17 protein-coding genes are annotated in these 16,607 nt (G+C 71.5%); 7 read left to right on the top strand and 10 right to left on the bottom strand.

The window, feature by feature from the left end:
- Nucleotides 1-50: 50 nt before the first annotated feature.
- Nucleotides 51-731: a response regulator gene (locus ACWC91_RS25415; RefSeq protein ID WP_450641001.1), complete on the bottom strand. Its 681-nt coding sequence runs from the start codon at nt 729-731 to the stop codon at nt 51-53.
- Nucleotides 728-2,050 (bottom strand): sensor histidine kinase, encoded by a 1,323-nt coding sequence (locus tag ACWC91_RS25420; RefSeq protein WP_450726051.1) that lies wholly within the window; start codon nt 2,048-2,050, stop codon nt 728-730. Before ACWC91_RS25420 ends, ACWC91_RS25415 begins: the two co-directional genes overlap by 4 nt.
- A 331-nt stretch (nt 2,051-2,381) precedes the next feature.
- On the opposite strand from ACWC91_RS25420, the gene ACWC91_RS25425 reads away from it, so the two are divergent.
- Nucleotides 2,382-2,954 carry a GlcG/HbpS family heme-binding protein gene (locus ACWC91_RS25425; RefSeq protein ID WP_281156690.1) on the top strand — a complete coding sequence of 191 codons (573 nt, stop codon included), beginning with the start codon at nt 2,382-2,384 and terminating at the stop codon, nt 2,952-2,954.
- Nucleotides 2,955-3,201: 247 nt separating this feature from the next.
- Entirely contained in the window at nt 3,202-3,852 is a 651-nt protein-coding gene (locus ACWC91_RS25430; RefSeq protein WP_281156691.1) for an ankyrin repeat domain-containing protein, read from the top strand.
- A 106-nt stretch (nt 3,853-3,958) separates the two neighbouring features.
- Here ACWC91_RS25430 and ACWC91_RS25435 read toward each other — a convergent pair whose 3' ends face one another.
- The 4 genes from ACWC91_RS25435 to ACWC91_RS25450 form a co-directional block, all read right to left on the bottom strand.
- Nucleotides 3,959-4,471, bottom strand: coding sequence for a nucleoside deaminase (locus tag ACWC91_RS25435; protein ID WP_225077184.1), 513 nt, complete (start codon nt 4,469-4,471; stop codon nt 3,959-3,961).
- Between the two features lie 9 nt (nt 4,472-4,480).
- Nucleotides 4,481-4,981 (bottom strand): nucleoside deaminase, encoded by a 501-nt coding sequence (locus ACWC91_RS25440; protein WP_450640499.1) that lies wholly within the window; start codon nt 4,979-4,981, stop codon nt 4,481-4,483.
- Between the two features lie 83 nt (nt 4,982-5,064).
- Nucleotides 5,065-5,535 carry a cyanase gene (gene cynS, locus ACWC91_RS25445; RefSeq protein ID WP_225077182.1) on the bottom strand — a complete coding sequence of 157 codons (471 nt, stop codon included), beginning with the start codon at nt 5,533-5,535 and terminating at the stop codon, nt 5,065-5,067.
- 123 nt (nt 5,536-5,658) lie between these two features.
- Nucleotides 5,659-6,252 carry a carbonic anhydrase gene (locus ACWC91_RS25450; RefSeq protein WP_225077181.1) on the bottom strand — a complete coding sequence of 198 codons (594 nt, stop codon included), beginning with the start codon at nt 6,250-6,252 and terminating at the stop codon, nt 5,659-5,661.
- Between the two features lie 124 nt (nt 6,253-6,376).
- Here ACWC91_RS25450 and cynR point away from each other — a divergent pair, with 124 nt between their 5' ends.
- The 3 genes from cynR to ACWC91_RS25465 all read left to right on the top strand — a co-directional run bounded on the left by cynR (nt 6,377) and on the right by ACWC91_RS25465 (nt 8,964).
- Nucleotides 6,377-7,288, top strand: a complete 912-nt coding sequence (cynR, locus tag ACWC91_RS25455; protein ID WP_225077180.1) for a transcriptional regulator CynR — start codon at nt 6,377-6,379, stop codon at nt 7,286-7,288.
- Between the two features lie 261 nt (nt 7,289-7,549).
- Nucleotides 7,550-7,843, top strand: a complete 294-nt coding sequence (locus tag ACWC91_RS25460; protein ID WP_225077179.1) for an SCO4225 family membrane protein — start codon at nt 7,550-7,552, stop codon at nt 7,841-7,843.
- Nucleotides 7,844-8,040: 197 nt separating this feature from the next.
- Entirely contained in the window at nt 8,041-8,964 is a 924-nt protein-coding gene (locus ACWC91_RS25465) for a GNAT family N-acetyltransferase (protein WP_450640502.1), read from the top strand.
- A 51-nt stretch (nt 8,965-9,015) separates the two neighbouring features.
- On the opposite strand, the gene ACWC91_RS25470 is transcribed toward ACWC91_RS25465, so the two are convergent.
- From ACWC91_RS25470 to ACWC91_RS25480, 3 genes are all read right to left on the bottom strand, one after another.
- Nucleotides 9,016-10,260, bottom strand: a complete 1,245-nt coding sequence (locus ACWC91_RS25470) for a vWA domain-containing protein (RefSeq protein ID WP_450640500.1) — start codon at nt 10,258-10,260, stop codon at nt 9,016-9,018.
- A gap of 143 nt (nt 10,261-10,403) precedes the next feature.
- Nucleotides 10,404-10,577 (bottom strand): hypothetical protein, encoded by a 174-nt coding sequence (locus ACWC91_RS25475; RefSeq protein ID WP_374113962.1) that lies wholly within the window; start codon nt 10,575-10,577, stop codon nt 10,404-10,406.
- 100 nt (nt 10,578-10,677) lie between these two features.
- Nucleotides 10,678-12,165, bottom strand: coding sequence for a peptidoglycan D,D-transpeptidase FtsI family protein (locus ACWC91_RS25480; RefSeq protein ID WP_376499822.1), 1,488 nt, complete (start codon nt 12,163-12,165; stop codon nt 10,678-10,680).
- 416 nt (nt 12,166-12,581) lie between these two features.
- On the opposite strand from ACWC91_RS25480, the gene ACWC91_RS25485 reads away from it, so the two are divergent.
- Nucleotides 12,582-12,782 carry a dehydrogenase gene (locus tag ACWC91_RS25485; RefSeq protein WP_450640495.1) on the top strand — a complete coding sequence of 67 codons (201 nt, stop codon included), beginning with the start codon at nt 12,582-12,584 and terminating at the stop codon, nt 12,780-12,782.
- Nucleotides 12,783-13,003: 221 nt separating this feature from the next.
- On the opposite strand, the gene ACWC91_RS25490 is transcribed toward ACWC91_RS25485, so the two are convergent.
- Nucleotides 13,004-14,764, bottom strand: a complete 1,761-nt coding sequence (locus tag ACWC91_RS25490) for an MOSC domain-containing protein (RefSeq protein WP_450640494.1) — start codon at nt 14,762-14,764, stop codon at nt 13,004-13,006.
- 393 nt (nt 14,765-15,157) lie between these two features.
- On the opposite strand from ACWC91_RS25490, the gene rox reads away from it, so the two are divergent.
- On the top strand, nt 15,158-16,594 hold the full coding sequence (gene rox / locus ACWC91_RS25495; RefSeq protein WP_450640492.1) for a rifampin monooxygenase: 1,437 nt from the start codon (nt 15,158-15,160) through the stop codon (nt 16,592-16,594).
- Nucleotides 16,595-16,607 lie beyond the last annotated feature (13 nt).

Below are 16,607 nucleotides of genomic sequence, written 5' to 3' on the forward strand. Positions count from 1 at the left end.
GATCCAAGGAAGCCCCAAGGAAGACCCGTGAGCGAGCCGCGCCGTGGTCCTCAGGGCAGCAGGCGCTGTTCCTTGGCGACGGCCACGGCGCCCGCACGGGTGTCGACGCCGAGCTTGTCGTAGATGCGTCCCAGGTGCGTCTTGACGGTGGCCTCGCTCAGGAAGAGGGCCTTGGCGATGTCCCGGTTGGTCAGCCCGCGGGACAGCTGGCCGAGGATGTCGCGCTCGCGGTCGGTGAGTTTGGGGCGCGGGCTGCGCATGCGGGTCATGACCCGCTGGGCGACGGGAGCGGACAGGGCGGTGCGGCCGGCGGCGGCGCTGTGGATGGCCGTGAACAGCTCGTCGGGGCGCTCGGCCTTGAGCAGGTAGCCGGTGGCGCCCGCCTCGATGGCACGGGTGATGTCGGCGTCGGTGTCGTACGTGGTCAGGACCAGTACATGGACCGAGCCGCCGGAGTCGGCGGTGATACGGCGCGTGGCCTCGACACCGTCCATTCCGTCGCCGAGTTGCAGGTCCATGAGGACCACGTCGGGGCCGAGCTTCGCGGCGAGCGCGACGGCCTCCGCGCCGCTGTCCGCCTCGCCCACCACGTCGATTCCCGGGGCGCTGCCGAGCAGCGCGCGCAGCCCGGCGCGGACGACGGCGTGGTCGTCGCACAGGACGAGCCGTACGGTCGCCGGTTCGGTGTCTTCGCCGGGCCCGGTGGGTTCGGTGGGTTCGGTCCGGTTCATGGAGTGGGGACCTCCGCGGTAGTGGGACGGTGCGGGACGGCCGTGGAGACGACGGTGCCGTCACCGGGCGCGGACTCGATGGTGAGGGTGCCACCCAGCTGGCCGATCCTGGCCCGGATCGCGGGCAGGCCGTGCCCGCGGACCCCGACGGCGCGCTCGGGCAGCGCGGCGGTGTCGAAGCCGCGGCCGTTGTCGGCGATGTCCAGCCGGACCTGGTCCTCCAGGTGGGTGAGGGTGAGGGCGGCCCGGGTGGCGCCGGAGTGCTCCCGGACGTTGGCCAGGGCGCCCTGGGCGATGCGCAGCAGCGCGGACTGCACCCGGTCCGGCAGCCCGTACGGTCCCGGTGTGCCGTCGACGACACAGGTCACGGTGAGTTCGGGCGTGCTCTCGCGGGTGGCCAGGACCCGCAGGGCCGACTCCAGGCCGCCGCCCTCGGCGAGGTCGGCGGGCGCCAGGTCGTGCACGAACCGGCGAGCCTCGGCCAGGCTGGTCTCGGCGATCGACCCGGCGGTGCGCAGATGGGCGCGGGCCCGTGCCGGTTCCGTCTCCCACAGCCGGTCGGCGGCCTGGAGGAGCATCCGCTGGCTGGACAGGCTCTGCGCGAGGGTGTCGTGGATCTCCATGGCCAGCCGCTGGCGCTCGGCGAGAGTGCCCTCGCGGCGCTCGGTGGCGGCGAGTTCGCGGCGGGTGCGCACCAGGTCGCGGATCAGGGCGGCCTGCCGGGTCGACTGCCGGTCCATGTAGGTGAAGACCGCCGTCGCCAGGGCGGCGACGGCCGGGGGACCGATCACCAGGTCCACGTCGAGCCGGTCGGCCAGCCGCAGTTGCGCGACGACCACGAAGGCGGTGAAGAACGTCACCAGGGTGTACGCGGCGGGCGTCGGCAGCGTGCGCAGCGCGGTGTAGAACAGCGGCACCGCGCACCAGGCGAAGCTGGGCGCCAGGGCGACCAGCACGGCCCACACACCGACGAGCGCGCCCAGCCACAGCAGCCCGGTGAGGGGAGGCCGTCCGCGGCCCGCGGAGGCCGAGCCCGGGGCGGAGGGCGAATCCGTCCCGGGGACCGCCGCCGTGCCCGGGGCGGTCGCGCCGGCCGCGGCGACCGCCCTGCGGTGGCCGACGACGTACAGCAGGGCGAGGACGCCGGCCAGGGTCAGGACAGCCGGCACCTGGGGCTGGGCGTTGTGCCGCTGGACGTACCGGAACAGGGCGGAGCCGAGCAGCAGGAAGAACGCCAGGTGGATGACGAACGCGAGCCTGCGTGACTCGTTGTCGGCGGTGGCCGGGCCGGCCGGGGAAGGCCGGTTCCTGGACGGCATGGGCTGTTCCTCCCCGGCCGGGACGTACGGACATGGCTGCGGCTCGGCGGCGGGCAGGCCTCGGCGCGGCCTCGGCGGAAAGGTCCCGAGCTCGGCGAACACTGTCATTGTCGCCCGGGCGGCACGGCAGGGGGTCAACCGATCGGTTGACCCCGACGTCCGCCGTTCCACGCGCCGGGAGCAGCCGGTACGTCGAGGGTCGGGCGTGCCGAGCCGGTCGAGAGTGGAGGCACGGCGCAGGAAGCGCCGAGTCCTCCGACATCCGCTCAGGTACGGCCGATCCGGCGGTCCGGGTGCCGGGGAACGTGACATGACTGGAGAGGTATCCGTGATGCAGCACAAGGCCAAGAAGTTCTCCGCCCGCGCCAAGGCCATCACCTCCGTGGCGGCCGTGGCGGCGGTCGGTGCCGGTGTGGTCGGAGCGGTGTCCGCCTCCGCCGACACCGCGGCCACCGCTCCGGTCGCGGCCGTGGCCGCGGTGAAGACCAAGGCCACGACCACCAGCACCCACCTGACGGCCGACGCCGCCGCCGACGCCGCGCTGGCGGCGCTGAAGGCCGCGCAGAAGGAGGGCCAGCGGGTGACCGTCGCGGTGGTGGACCGCAACGGCAACACGATCGTCACCCTGCGCGGCGACGGTGCCGGACCCCAGTCCTACGACTCGGCGATCAAGAAGGCGTACACCGCCGTCTCCTGGAACGCGCCCACCTCCGAGCTGGTCAAGCGCCTGGACTCGGCACCGACCTTGAAGGACATCCCGGGCACGCTGTTCCTGGCGGGCGGCGCCCCGGTCGCGTACGACAACGCCCCGATCGCGGGCATCGGCGTCGCGGGCGCCCCGTCCGGCGACCTGGACGAGAAGTTCGCCCAGGCCGGTGTCGCGGCGATCAGCAACGGGCGCTGACCTCGTGCCGTAGCACCACCCGAGTGACCGGCGTCGCCGAGTGAGCGACGTCCCCGAACCGGTGGGCACTCGGCCACCGCGGCGCGCGGGGGCATTCGCCCCGCGCGCCGCGGGTTCCGGCTTCCCCTGCCCTCCCGACCCCTCGCCCACCACCCATTTCCGCTCCTCTGCTTTGCTTGTCGTGCTTGTCATCCTTGTCGCCGTCGTCGTCCCGTTGTCCGTCGCCACCCTGTGGAGGAGTTCCGTCGTGGCCAAGAAGTCGCTTTCCCCGACCGACCGCGCCCTGCTGGACGCCGCGCACCACGGTGACGCCGCCGCCGTCCGCGAGGCGCTGGCAGCCGGCGCCGACCGTGAGGCACGTGACGAGCAGGGCCGTACACCCCTGTTGCGAGCGGCCCTCGCCGACGAGGTGGAGGCGGCCCGGGTGCTGGTCGACGCGGGCGCCGACGTGAACGCGCAGGACGACCGCCTGGACAGCGCCTGGCTGGTCACCGGGGTCACCGGAAGCGTGGCGATGATGCGCGCACTGCTGCCCGGCGGGCCGGACCTGAAGCTGACCAACCGGTTCGGCGGGGTGTCGGTGATCCCGGCGAGCGAGCGCGGTCACGTGGCCTACGTACGGGCCGTACTGGCCGAGACCGGCATCGACGTCGACCACGTCAACCGGCTCGGCTGGACGGCGCTGCTGGAGGCGGTGATCCTCGGTGACGGCGGACGCACGCATCAGGAGGTCGTGGAGGTGCTGCTCGGGGCCGGCGCCGACCCGCTGCTGCCGGACGCCGACGGGACGACGGCCCGCGCCCACGCCGAACGCCGCGGCTTCCGCGGGATCGCGGCCCTGCTGCGCGAGGCCGAAGCACGGGCGGACTCGGACCACGGCACGGCCGGGCGGCGATGAGCGTGCATGCCGGTCACCGCGCCCGCACCGCGGTGGACGCGGTACGGGCGCGGTGACCGGACGCGCGCCGGGCATGGACACCCGGCCGCGCCGTCCAACCCCGCTGTCAGGAAGCGGCCGTGCCCGGCCGGCCGACGCGGAAGGCGCGGTGCAGTTCGCGCAGACGGTCGGTCAGGGCCGGTACGGGGCCCTGCACCGTCAGGCCGGGCACGATGTCCTGGATCGGCAGGCAGCGCACCGGGGACGGCGGTACGCCCAGTTCGGCCAGCCAGTCGGTCAACTGGGCGGCCGAGTGGGCGTAGACGATACGGCCGAGGCCGGCCCAGCCGTGGGCGGCCGCGCACATGGGGCAGTGCTCCCCGGAGGTGAAGACGGTGGCCTCCGCGCGCTGCCGCGCGGTGAGATGGGCGGTGGCCCAGCGGACCAGCTCGAACTCCGGATGCCGGGTGTTGTCGTCCAGACTGTGCACCCGGTTGCGGTCCTCCGCCAGGACCTGCCCGTCGGCACCGACCAGGACCGAGCCGAACGGCTCGTCCCCGGCCCGCACCGCCTCGGCGGCCAGCTCGACCGCGCGCTCCAGATGCCGCAGCTCGGCGGCGTTCGGTTCGATGAGGGACATGGCTGCTCCTCAGGCCGCGGTGGGGGCGCCGGGGACACTGCGCTCGCCGCCGTTGTGCTCCTGCCAGAGCTGGTAGACCTCGACCGCGGTGTCGCGCGGCTCGTAGCGCATCGGCAGCCGGCGCTCGTCCCAGTTCTTGGCGAACTCCTCGTAGAAGTTGTCCAGTTCGAAGTACTTGCGGTCGTCCACGTAGTGCGGCTCGTAGGCGTCCCGGGTGGTGAGGAAGACCACTTCGTCCGGTGAGCAGTAGTAGAGCGACCCCAGGCACATCGGGCACGGTTGGGCGAGCACGTAGATCGTGGCGCCGACGAGGTGCTCGGTGCCGAGCTTGGTGCACGCCTCGCGAATGGCGAGGATCTCGGCGTGCGCCGTGGGGTCGTTGGTCTGGGCGACCCGGTTAGGGCTCTCGGCCAGGATCTCGCCGTCCTTGACGATGACGGTCGCGAACGGGCGGCCGCCCTCGGCGACGTTGCGGCGGGCGATGTCGATGGTGCGCTGTGCGAAGTCCATCAAGGGTGTCCTTCCGTAGGAGGAGGAAGCCGGGGCGGACGGGCGGGCCCGCACCGCCCCGGAGCCGGTCCGATGGGTACGGATCAGAAGGGCTTGGTGGGCAGGTACTTGCCGTCCAGGGTGATCACCGCGCGCTCGCCGCCCTCGGGGTCGGCGACCTTCTTCACGTCCAGCTTGAAGTTGATCGCGGAGATGATGCCGTCACCGAACTGCTCGTGCACCAGGGCCTTGAGGGTGGTGCCGTACACCTGGAGCATCTCGTAGAAGCGGTAGATGGTCGGGTCGGTCGGGATGCCGCCGGGGATCGACCCCCGGGTCGGGATCGTCTGGAGCAGCGCGACCGCGTCGGCGTCCAGGCCGAGCAGCTCGCCGACGGCCTGGGCGGCCGGCTCGGGCAGGGCGTGCTGGCCGAGCACTGCGGCGGTGGTGAAGGCCACCGACAGGCCGGCCGCGTCCGCGATCTGCTGCCAGGTGAGGTCCTTGCGGATCTTGGCCTCGACGGCGGTGATGGCGATGGCCTGCCGGGCGGCGGGGTCGAACTGGGCGTGCGGCATGGGGGGTTCCTTTCAGGGATCAGGGTCAGGGGGTGGGGGACACCCTGGGGGACACCCGGTCGGTCCACTGCGACGTGGCAGGCCGGGGCGATGGGGGGCCGAGGGCCGTGGGCCGGACCGCCGTCAGGCGGCGGACGCGGTCGCCTGTGGTTCGGCGCCGACGTTCTCGACGCCCCCGGTGGCGATGTCGTAGACCCAGCCGTGCAGGGTGAGGGCGCCTTCGGTCAGACCGCGGGCGACCGAGGGGTGGGTGACCAGGTTCGCCAGCTGGGCGAGCACGTTCTGGCGCACCAGAGCGGCGACGTCGCCGCGGACGGCGGTACGGGCGCGGGAGGCGTCCGCGTGCCGCAGCCACTGGGCGACCGCGGGCACCCCGCGCAGGTCGTGGGCCTCGGCGAGGGCCGTCATGGCGCCGCAGCCGGAGTGCCCGCACACCACGATGTCGGACACGCCGAGGACGGCCACGGCGTACTCGATCGCCGCCGCCACGGCGTCGGGGCCCGGCGTGTGGGACGGGACGAGGTTGCCCGCGGTGCGGACGACGAACAGCTCGCCCGGTTCGCTGGCCGTGATCAGCTCCGGGACGACGCGGGCGTCGGAGCAGCCGATGAACAGCGTGTGCGGCGTGTGGTTCTCGGCGAGGTGGGCGAACAGGTCCGCCTTGGCGGGGTGGACGTCCCGCTGGAAACGCGTGACGCCCTGGGCGAGGTCGCGCATGAGTCACTCCCTTCGTTGGGTTCCGGCCTGCCGGACTCGGTGAATCCACCATGCATGACCTGGTCCTATAGAGTCCAAGACGCAGTACCCATGTCTCCCATTGCCCGTATCTATAATCGTTCTCATGGCTCTGGAACTGCGTCACCTGCGCTATCTGCTCGCCGTGGCCGAGCACGGCAGCTTCACCCGCGCCGCCGAAGACCTGCGCATCTCCCAGCCCACGCTTTCCCAGCAGGTCCGGCAACTGGAACGGACCGTGGGGGTACCGCTCCTCGACCGCAGCGGCCGCAGCGTGCGACTCACCGACGCGGGCGAGACGTACGCGCGCCACGCCCGCCGCGCCCTGCGGGACCTGGAGGCAGGCCGGCGTGCCCTCCAGGACGTCCAGGACCTGACTCGGGGCCACCTGCGCCTGGCCGCGACGCCGACGTTCACCTCCTATCTGGTGGGCCCCCTGGTCGCCGAAATGCACGCCCGCCATCCCGGCATCACCCTGGACGTCAAGGAGATGACCCAGGACCGTATCGAGTCGGCCCTGCTCGCCGACGACCTCGACCTCGGCATCGCCTTCTCCGGCTCCCACCTCCCCGGCGTCGTGGCGCAGACCCTGTTCACCGAGACCCTGAGCCTCGTCACCGGCGCCTCCGACCCCGAGGCGGGTCCGTCCCGGCCACTGCCGGTGGACGAGCTGAGCAATCAGCGACTCGCGCTGCTGAACGGCGACTTCGCCACCCGGAGCCATATCGACGCCCACTTCGCGACCCACAGGGTGCAGCCCCGCATCGTGGTGGAGGCCGACTCCGTCCAGGCCCTCGTCGAGATCGTGCGGCGCACCCCGATCGCCACCGTGCTTCCCGACGCCATCACCCACGACCACCCGCACCTGCGCCCCGTCCCCCTCGAACCCGCCCTGCCCGCACGCACCGTCACGCTGCTGCGGCGCGGCAGCAGCTACCAGAGCGCCGCCGCCCGCGCCTTCACCCGTCTCACCCAGGACCTCGTCCGGGCCCGCGGCTACACCGACGCCCCGCAGTGACGTCCGGGGCCCGGTGTCCCGTACCGCACAGGAGCGGCGGACCCGCTCCCCGCTCCGAAGCCCACCGACCGCCGCGGCATCGGCACCGAGGACGCCGGCCGGAACCCGCACACCTCGGACCGCCGGGCACCCGTTGCCCGAGGGTGGGGTACTCAGGCAGAACTGAGTAGGCGTACCGAGGCCGGGCCGTCCCCTCCGGCGTGATCCTTGGACCGCGGGAGATCCACGGGGGACCCCGCCACGGCAGTGAGGAGACGCACCATGACGGTGGCATTGCAGGGACCGGCCCGCTACGAGCGAGGGCGCGTCGCGGCGTGGCTCGCGGGCGGCTACGCGGCGACCATCGTCGGGTTGGCGCTCTGGATCGAGGCGCTCGTCCTGTTCGGCGACCCGGGGTTCTCGGGCGTCTGGCTCATCTGGGCGGCGCTGCCCCTCTCCGTCCCGATCACCGCACTGCCGGTCACGGGCGGGGCGTACCTCCTGCTCCTGACGGCAGGGGGTCTCGTCCAGGCCTGGGTGCTGTGGAGGGTGCTGCGGGGCAAACAAGTGAGGTGAGCCGAGGCGCGGTCGGACGCTACAGTCGAGCCCCCACCACAAGGGTGGGGGACCACGACAGCGAAAGGAGGGACAAGCCCATGATCGCCATGATCACCGCGCTTGAGTCCTCCCGGGGCGCGGACCAGCTCTGACCCCGGAGCGGACGGGCGCCTTCACCGGAGCGTGCCTTGACCGTGCATCAGAACGACCTGACCATGCGTCCGATCAGCGGACGCGAAGAACTCGACCTTTTCTGCCGACTGCCCTACAACCTCAACGAGGAACTGGCGGACGACCTCGCCGCCGGCCGCCGACGTCCGGAATGGATGTGGGTCGCCGTGCACGGCGACCGCCTGCTGGCCAGGGCGGCCTGGTGGAGCCGTTCAGGCGGCGACGCACCACTGATCCTGGACGTCCTCGACATCGACGACAGCATCCCGGGCCCCGATCGTGTGGACACCGGGGTGCGACTTCTGCGCACCGCGATGGCGGCCACCCTCCCGGACGGGTCGCGTCCCCCCGAGTACAGCCGCTTCATCCCGCCTGACTGGCGTGAAAAGGCGCTGACCAGGCAGGTCATCGAGGAGCGCATGACGGTCCTGGAACGCACCGGTGCGCGGCTCTTCGTCGAACGACTGCGCCTGGAATGGCGTCCCGGATCGCCCGTTCCCGGGCCCGGCGGCCGCCTCGCGTTCCGACCCGTCCACGACGCCGGGGAACTCGTCGCCCTGATGACCTCGGTCCTGGACGGGACGCTGGACGCACACGGCCGGGACGACCTGACCCGGATGTCCGCCCACGAAGCGGCCGTCAAGCACTACGAGGACGAACTCGCCCGCTACACCAGCCCGCGGGACTGGTGGCGCGTCGCGACCCTGCCCCACGGAGAGCCGGTGGGATTCGTCGTCCCGGCCCACAACGGCTACAACCCCATCCTCGCCTACATCGCGGTCCTGCCCGCCCACCGCGGCAACGGCTACATCGACGACATCCTCGCCGAGGGCACCCGTGTGCTCGCCGAGCAGGACGTCCCCCGCATCCGGGCGTCCACCGACCTCGGCAACACCCCCATGGCGCAGGCCTTCCACCGCGCCGGCTACGTCAATTTCGAACGCGAGATCAACATGACCTGGAGCTGACCTGGGCGGGGGCACCTACGAGGGTGCCCCCGCCCCACTCGTCCAGCTCACTCAGCCGATGGAGACGACATGCGCCCAGCGCGGCGGGGCCTCCGGGACGTAGGCGGGATTCTCCTCGTTCACGGCGCGGGCGGGACGGGGGAAGAGACCTACGACGGTACGGCAGGGCGGCTGCGCGGAGGGCCACGGCGTCTGGCCATCCGTCAGGGCGACGATCACGTCCGGGCGGGGCCGGGAGCGCAGCGCCCGCGCGAAACCGGAGCGCAGATCCGTTCCCCCGCCGCCGATCAGTTCCACGTTCTCGGCGCGGCGGAGCGGGACGGCGATCCCCGCCGCCGCGTCGCAAGAAATCACCGAGACCAGATCGCGCCGTCCGCTCACCGCCCGTGAGATCGCCGCCACCTCCAGCAGCGCGCTGCCCAACTCGGCGTCGCTCACCGACCGGGAGGTGTCGATCACGACGCAGACCCGGGGCGGCGTACGGCGCAGGCTCGGCAGCAGCACCCCGGGGACGGCGGCCGAGCGCCGGGACGGACGCCGGTAGCTGTGGTTCTCGCCCACCCCCGGCGCACCCGCCGCCGAGCGGACCGCCGCCCCCAGCAACTGCCGCCACGGCTGCGGCGGATGGAACGCCTCGTCCGCCCACCGGCGCCACCCGTCCGGCGCGTTGCCGGGCCGGCCCCTGATCCCCTCCGCGACCCGGAAGCGGACCGCGTCCCGCTGCTGCCTGCTCAGTCCGTGCGCTCCGTCGGGTCCCAGCTCCCACGGCCGGGCTTGCCCGTCGGCGCCACTGCCGCAGTCCAGCCAGGCGAGGTCCGCGGTGAGCCCGGACATCGACGCCGTCCGCAGGTACTCCTCCATCAGCAGCCCGTCGGGCAGTCGCAGCAGCGACGGCAGCACCGCCCCGGCGGGCAGGGGCAGACCGTCACCGTAGATGTCGTCGTTGATCTCGAAGTCGGCGGCGATGTTCCGCCGCAGCCTTCCCCAGCCTTCGGCCGGGGGGACCCCCGTCTCGCTTCGCTCGCGCGGCCCGTGCTCCTCGTGCTCCCGCGCGTACCGCTCGCCCCGCCCGTGGTGGTCCCGCAGCAGATGGGAGACCTCGTGCACCCAGACGCCCGCCAGCTCCTCCACCGGGGTGCGCGCCACGAAGCCGGGGGAGACGTAGCAGCGCCAGTGCGCGTCCACCGCCATCGTCGGCACCGACCGGTCCTCCACCACGTGCAGCGCGAAGAGCGCGGCGGCCAGGTAGGGGCGGACCTTCACCGCGTGCAGCCGGGCGGCCAGCAACTTCTCCATGTCCAGCGGGAGTCCGGTCCGGCCGGCCCGACCGCCGGAGCCGGCCGGCGGCTCCGGCACGGTGGCCCGCACGGGGCGCGGCGGCGCGGGCCGGGACATCGGGAGCGGCCGTGGGCGCGGCGCCGGGCGCTTCGCGGCCCCCGTCATCGGCTCGCCCCCGCCGCACGCCCGGCGTCGGCCGGCGTCGCGACCCGTCCCACCGACCGGTCGGCCCGCCGGGCGAGACCGACCACCCCGGCCAGCCGCTCCACGGCCTCCGGTACCTCCCAGTCGTCGCGCCGGGTGCGTGCTCGGGCGGCAGGACCTGCGGAGGCCATGCAGTTGTTCGTCACCATAGTGCCCGGTGCGGCAGGGGAGGTGTCTGACCGTTGCTGATCAGACACCTCATCCTTGCATGCCCGGCCGGGTGCGAGCCCTCTACTGCTGCAGTACTGCCTTCATGACGCTGCGGGCGATGGGAGCGCCGAGTCGGCCGCCGGAGATGTCCTGGCGGGAGATGTCCATGTCGGTGGGGTCGATGAACACGGCGACGGCGACCGAGGCGCCGTCTGGCCTTTTGCCGTAGGAGACGAACCAGCCGTAAGGCACTTCATCGGCGACGTTCACGCCTCGCTGCGCGGTGCCCGTCTTGCCGCCGACAACGATGCCGTCGATCAGCGCGCGCTGGGCGCTGCCTTCTTTGGCAGTGTGCTCCATCATCTGCTGCACCTTCTGGGCGGTGGCGGCGGAGACGGCCTGGCTCATGACGGCCGGCTCAACCTTCTCCAGGGTGCTCAGGTCGGGTCCGCGGATCTCGTCGACGATGTAGGGCTGCATGAGTTTGCCGTCGTTGGCCAGGGCCGCAGTGACCATGGCCATCTGCATGGGGGTGCTGGTGAGGCTGCCTTGCCCCATGCCGGTCAGAGCGGTTCCTGGCTTGTCCAGGTCCTGCGGATAAATACTCTTCGTGGCGCGCAGGTCTCCGAAGTCCGTCGAGTAAACGTCCTCATTGAACCCGAATTTCTCCGCCGTCTCGCGCATTCGGTCCGCCCCCAGCTTGGCGGCGGCGTCGAGGAAGACGTTGTTGCAGGAGTACTGCATGGCGGTCTTCATGGAAGCCTTGCTGCAGACCGCGTCGCCGGCCTCGCTGCCGATCCGGTTCGTCGACTGGGGCAGCTTGTAGGGGGATTCCGCCTCGCTCGGGGCGTCGATGTCAGTGACCACGCCGTGCTCAAGGGCCGCGGCGGCCGTGAGGATCTTGAACGTGGATCCGGGCGGATAGGTTTCCCGCAGCGGCCGGTTCGCCAGCGGCTTGCGCTTGTCCTTGTCCAGAGCCACGAACCTATCGGACTCCTTGAAGGTGTTGCCCGCGAACACCGACGGATCGTAGGACGGCGCCGATGCCAGGGCCAGCACCTTCCCGGTCTTCGGATCCAGAGCGACCACAGCCCCCCGTGCACCCTTCAGACCAGTCAGCCCCTCATAGGCCGCCTTCTGCGCCCGCGGGTCGATCGTGGTCACCACGGCCCCTGTGCCACGGTCCTTGCCCGTCGCCACGTCCAAGAAGTGCTGGAACGCCAGACGGTCGTCCTGCCCTGACAGGATGCCGTCATAAGTCTTCTCCAGCAGCGACATGCCCTGCGCCTGCGACGCGAAGCCGGTCACCGGCGCGTACATCGGTCCATTGACGTAGGTGCGCTTGTATTTGAGCTCCCTGCCCGCGACCGCCTCGGACCCGGTCACCGCCTTGCCACCGACAATGATGTCACCCCGCGGAGAGGCGAACCGTTCGATCAGCACGCGGCGATTATTCGTGTCCGACGCCAGCTCCTCAGCGTGCACGTACTGCAGCCAGTTCGCCCGTATCAGCAAGGCCAGCATCAGCAGGCCGCAGAAGACAGCAACCGCCCGCAAAGGCCGGTTCATGGCCGGCCTCCAGCTGCGAGTCCCGGCAACGTGGCCGTAGTCAACTGAGCAGATCTCAACTGGAGTCTGATGGATATGAGGATAGGTAGCGCCATGCGAGCACCATAGCCCCACAACTCGCACGTGAGTTCGGGCTCCCCTGTCGCTTCCCGCGGGGCGCCGACCAGGGCTGATGTACGCAACGCGCCGTACCCCGGCTACCACGGACTTCACCACGTTGCCAGACCAACTGGTCGACGGCCACGGCAGGTTGGAAAAGGCTCAGTGTCTAACTGGGTGACGAAGCAGGCGGACAGCGGCGGACCGGCGCGGACGCCTGCGCACCATCACACCAGGCGAGAGGAACTCCGGCCCGAGGTTGGACGCCCAGCCAAGTTGCTTCGGGACGAAGCGGTCGCTCCGTTGAGGTGCGCGGCATGACCGACAACGCCCCGGCCTGTCCCGAGTGCGGCCAGCCCATGAAGTTCGGTGGCTACGTCCTGGCCGAGCGGGAGGACGATGGCCGGCGGACCTGCCGGGCGCTGTGGAGGTGTGCCGGTCGGCATGTCTGGTGGCGCTGGGCCGACCGGCCGGAGGAGCCTTTGGAGACCTGCCCGGTGCCGGAGCTGTTCCGCTGACATTCAACGCTGACATCAACGACCCCGGACGGCGGCGACACACAGCAGCCACGTATGGCACCGGTTCACGAGGCGAGCCCCGACCAGGCCAAGGGAAGATCGAACTCCTAAAGCGGGTGTCGCAGGTTCTCCTCCCGCTCCCGTGACAAGTGGCCCCCTTCGTTCAGCACCGAACACTAGGGCACCGCCCTGACCAGCTCACTCGACCCATCGGACAGGCCCTAGAGGTCGAGGACGACTTCGGTGGTCGGGCTGCTGCAACAGACGAGGACGGTGCCGGCTTCGGGGAGTTCGAGGGGCGGGGTGGTGTAGGTGACGTCGCCCGCCATGAGGTGGGTGACGCAGGTGTGGCAGACGCCGGTGCGGCAGGACCAGCGGGTGGGGATGTCGCAGGCTTCGGCGAGGTCGAGCAGTGAGGCGTGGGACGGTGACCACGGGGTGCTGACGCCGCTGCGGGCGAAGGTGATGAGGGGGCCGGTGCCCTTGGGGCCGGGCGGCTGGTGCGGCCGGACGGCGGCGGTGGGCGTGACGCCGGGGTTGATGGCGGGAAGGGCGCTGAACTGTTCCGTGTGGATCCGCTCCGCGCGCAGGCCGTGATCCCGCAGGTAACCGCCGAGGTCCTCCATGAAGGCGGTGGGCCCGCAGAGGTAGGCGTCCGCGTCGGTGGGGATGTCCAGGGCCGTGAGCGCCGGGGCGGTCGGGCGGCCCCGGGTGATGTGGCACTCGCCCGGGGGCGGGGCTTCGGAGGTGTAGTAGATGTGCTCGTGGGCGTCGGGGAGTTGTGCCAGGAGGGCGTGGGACTCGTCCGCGAACGCATGGTGGACGCGGTCGTGCGCGGTGTGGATCCACCAGACGGGGCGGGGGTCCCGTGCGGAGGCGAGCCGGTGGAGCATGGCGAGCACGGGAGTCGCGCCGATCCCCGCGGAGATGAGGGCGATAGGGCGGGTGCCCGCTTCGAGTACGAACGTTCCTCGGGGACTTGCTATGTCCACGAGGTCCCCGGGGCGCAGCGTGGCACGGATGTAGCCGCTGACCTTCCCGCGGGATTCGTGCTTGACGCTGATGCGGTAGGTGTGGGCGGTGGGAGCGGAGGACAGGGAGTAGCTGCGCACCGTGGGGACGGTGTCGCCGACGGCGAGCCGGATCGAGAGGTACTGGCCGGGGCGGGCCTCGGGCAGGGGTGTGCCGTCGGCGCTGTCGAGATAGACCGACGAGACGTCGGGGGTCTCGGGGACGATGCGGGCGACGCGCATGGCCCTGAAACCCGGCCACCCCGGCTCTTGCCTGGACTGCTTGGTGCTCGCGCGTTCGCCCGGCCATCCGGGTTCCTGTGTAGGCTGCTGGGCGGCGGCGAGTTCGCGGAAGGACTGCTGCCATCCGGGGCTCAGGGCGGGGATGTTCAGCGCTTTGCGCAGCTTCGCGGGGTCGCGGTCGGGGAGGTAGAGCAGCGCGTCGGTGTCGGCGACGCTGAGTTCCTCGGGACCCTTGCGGGTGAGGGTGATCTCGTCGCCGGCCTGGACGTGCCCCTCGGTGAGCACGCGCAGGTAGAAGCCGGGGCGGTGGTGGGCGACCAGCAGGGACGCCATGGTGGGCTCGCCGAGGCGCATGCCGACGCGGTAGCAGGTGACGCGGGGCTGGGTGACCTCGAATTCGGCCTCGCCGATGCGGTACCGGTCGCCGATGCGCACTTCGTCGTCGGGCAGTCCGTCGACGGTGAAGTTCTCCCCGAACATCCCGAAGGCCAGGTCGTCGCGCCCGAGCTGCTTTCGCCAGTACCGGTAGGACTCCGACTGGTAGACGAGGACGGCACGGATCTCGCCGCCGTGCCCGGCCAGATCTCCTTGGCCGTCTCCGTCGACGTTGAGCCTTCGGACCATGCGGGGACCCTGGACGGGGGTCTTCCAGGCTCCGGTGTGGACGGTCCTTCCCTGCCATGAGACGTCGGTGGGCATCCCCACGTTGACGGACAGCAGCGTCGCCATCGCGGACCTCCTGCGGGGTGGTCGGCCGGGGCGGCCGGAGCAGCCCCTCATGGCGCTGTGATCTGTGCGCTGGGATCGATCCTAGTTCTTGGGCCGGCAGGGGGCGCGTTCGTCCGCGGTGACGGGGCGCGTTCGTCCGCGGTGGACGGCGAAGCACACAGCCAAAGACAAAGGCAAGGAGCACCCACTCCTTGCCACTTTCAACCTATAGCGCACCAGGGGCCTTGCGGCAAGACCCGGGTCGTGCCGCAGAATCTCCACTCGAAGCCAGAACCTGCGGAAACAAGTGATTCGCGAAGTGTGAGTGCTTTGCCGGCATGCGGGTGTGCGCGCCGCCGGGCCGCGCGGGGCGGCCGGCCGGCGGAAATCCCATCTCCTTGAACGGGCGTTTTGATGATTGACGTGATCGTGGTCGGCGGCGGACCCACCGGCTTGATGCTGGCCGGCGAGTTGCGGCTGCACGGTGTACACGTGGTCGTGCTGGAGAAGCTGACCGAGCCGAGCGGGCAGTCCCGCGGGCGCGGCCTGCACACGCGCAGCGTCGAGATGATGGACCAGCGCGGTCTGCTGGACCGGTTCCTCGCGGTCAGTGAGAAGTTCCAGTCCGGCGGTTTCTTCGGCGGCATCCACAAGCCGTGGCCGGACCGGCTGGACACGGCACACCCGTACGGCCTCGCCGTCCCGCAGCCGGTCACCGAGCGGCTGCTCAACGAGCACGCCCTCGAACTCGGTGCCGAGATCCGGCGCGGACACGAAGTGGTCGGGCTGAGCCAGGACGAGGACGCGGTGACCGTCGGACTGGCCGACGGCACGCACCTGCGCTCGCGCTACCTCGTCGGCTGCGACGGCGGACGCAGTACCGTGCGCAAACTGCTCGGCGTCGGCTTCCCCGGCGAGCCCGCCAAGATCGAGACTCTGCTGGGCGACATGGAGGTGACCGAGGATCCGGCGACGGTCGCCGCCGTCGTCACGGAGGTCCGCAAGACACAACTGCGGTTCGGTGCCATTCCCGATGTGGACGGGCAGGCGGGGGTGTACCGCATCGGCGTGCCCGCGGACGGCGTGGCCGAGGACCGCGCGACCGCGCCGACCCTCGAAGAGTTCAAGAAGCGGCTCCGGGCGGTCGCGGGCACCGACTTCGGGGCGCACTCGCCGCGCTGGCTGTCCCGGTTCGGCGACGCCACGCGGCAGGCCGAGCGCTACCGGGTGGGCCGGGTACTGCTGGCCGGCGACGCGGCGCACATCCACCCGCCGACCGGCGGGCAGGGGCTCAACCTCGGCGTGCAGGACGCGTTCAACCTGGGCTGGAAGCTGGCCGCCGAGGTCAACGGCTGGGCGCCGGAAGGACTGTTGGACAGTTACCACGCCGAACGGCACCCGGTCGGCGCCCGGGTGCTGGACAACACCCGCGCGCAGATGACCCTGCTGGGGACCGATCCGGGTGCGACCGCGCTGCGGGAGCTGTTCTCGAAGCTGATGGACTTCGAGGAGGTGAACCGGTACGTGACCGGGATCATCACCGCGGTCGAGGTCCGCTACGACTTGGGTGAGGGCCACGAACTGCTCGGCCGGCGGCTGCGGGACGTGCGGCTGAAGCGGGGGCGCCTCTACGACCTGATGCACGGTGGACGAGGGCTGCTGCTCGACCGGACCGGCCATCTTTCGGTGGCCGGTTGGGCGGACCGGGTCGATCATGTCGTGGACGTTTGCGAGGAGTTGGACGCGCCCGCGGTACTGATGCGGCCCGACGGCCATGTGGTGTGGGTCGGTGAGGAGCAGCGGGATCTGCTCCGCCGGCTGCCCAAGTGGTTCGGCGCGGCCGCCGTTTGAGCGGCGCGCGCTG

This window comes from Streptomyces sp. NPDC001204, from assembly GCF_053598035.1.